The sequence below is a fragment of the Streptomyces sp. NPDC042102 genome, assembly GCF_055582305.1.
In genome coordinates this window covers 1-1,076 of record NZ_JBVJDL010000029.1, presented here as the reverse complement: position 1 = coordinate 1,076, position 1,076 = coordinate 1, and the positions used below count along the sequence as shown (strand labels likewise).

The 1,076-nt window shown below is 68.5% G+C and carries 1 protein-coding gene; it reads left to right on the top strand.

What is annotated here, in order from left to right:
* The first annotated feature begins 122 nt into the window (after positions 1-122).
* Complete coding sequence (locus tag ACZ6KO_RS34910; protein ID WP_469308003.1) at positions 123-1,076, top strand: IS481 family transposase; 954 nt, start codon at positions 123-125, stop codon at positions 1,074-1,076.

Sequence of the window (1,076 nt, the reverse complement as noted above, 5' to 3'; positions counted from 1 at the left end):
TGTATTGCCCCGGGAGGTTGTGGACGGGTGATGCAGGTCTCGGCTGAGGCGTCTTGAACGGGTGAGGGCCTTCCGGGTTCGGTGTGGATTGCGACGTCTACACCAACCAGCAGAAGGCCCTCATGCCCCACCGTAATGCACCCCTGACCGAGACCGGACGCCTGCGCCTGGCCCGCTGCGTGGTCGAGGACGGCTGGCCTCTGCGCCGGGCCGCCGAGCGTTTCCAGGTCTCACCGACGACGGCCCAGCGGTGGGCCGCGCGCTACCGGATCTGGGGCGAGGCCGGGATGGCGGACCGCTCATCGCGGCCTCTTCGCAGCCCCCGCCGGACACCGACCCGGACCGAACGCCGGATCATCAAGGTCAGAGTCCTGCGGCGCTGGGGACCGGCCCGCATCGCCTACCTGCTGGACCTGGCACCGTCGACCGTGCATCGGGTCCTGAGCCGGTTCGGCCTGGCCCGCCTGACCCATCTGGACCGGGCAACCGGCCGTGTCATACGCCGCTACGAACGCGACCGCCCGGGCGAACTCGTGCACGTGGACATCAAGAAGCTCGGCAACATTCCCGACGGCGGAGGCCACAAAGTCCTCGGCCGCCCGGCGGGCCGCAAGACCAAGTCCGGGGCCGGCTACCAGTACATCCACACCGCCGTCGACGATCACTCCCGCCTCGCCTACAGCGAGATCCACAGTGATGAGAAGAAGGAGACCGCGACCGCATTCTGGCAGCGGGCCCAGGCCTACTACGCCGGCGTCGGGATCACAGTCGAGCGCGTCCTGACCGACAACGGCTCCTGCTACAAGTCGTACGCCTGGCGCGACCTGCTGGCCGAGGCCGGGATCACCCACAAGCGAACCCGGCCCTACCGGCCCCAGACCAACGGCAAAGTCGAACGGCTCAACCGCACTCTCCTCGACGAGTGGGCCTACGCCCGTCCCTACCGGTCAGAGCAGGAACGACGCGACGCCTTCCCCGGCTGGCTGCACACCTACAATCACCACCGCGGACACACCGCGCTCGCAGGCAAACCACCTGCCAGCCGCGTCCCCAACCTCACTGGGCAATACACCTAG

Bases quoted from the DNA above. Each gene is read 5' to 3' on its own strand.
- ACZ6KO_RS34910 (WP_469308003.1), top strand. From the start codon at position 123: ATGCCCCACCGTAATGCACCCCTGACCGAGACCGGACGCCTGCGCCTG.